Annotated in this window: 1 pseudogene; it reads left to right on the forward strand. The window is 65.6% G+C overall.

What is annotated here, in order from left to right:
* Window positions 1–320: pseudogene (locus tag ACFC3J_RS20180) on the forward strand (LysR family transcriptional regulator); the annotation flags it as partial.

A 320-nucleotide genomic window follows, 5' to 3' on the forward strand; every position in this document is an offset into this window, starting at 1 on the left:
TCCAGCCAACCCCGATCGCGCTCGAGCTGGCGCCGGGGATCGCGGACGCGCTGGCGAGCCTGGACGACGCAGTGCTCGGGCAGCAGGACTTCGATCCCGCCTCCGCTGAGCGGCTGTTTATGATTGCGCCCAATGGCTATGTCGAGTTCGTGATCGTGCCTGCCCTGGTAGCAAAGCTTGCCGAGGTGGCGCCCGGCATCAAGCTGCGGCTTACCCCCTATGGCAATGACCTCACTGAAACAGGAGTGGTCTCGGGCACGACCGCGATGGTGCTCGGCCGCATCACGGATCCGCCCGACAATCTCGTGGGCCAGCACCTG

This window comes from Sphingobium sp. (assembly GCF_041987595.1).
Lineage (GTDB): Bacteria > Pseudomonadota > Alphaproteobacteria > Sphingomonadales > Sphingomonadaceae > Sphingobium.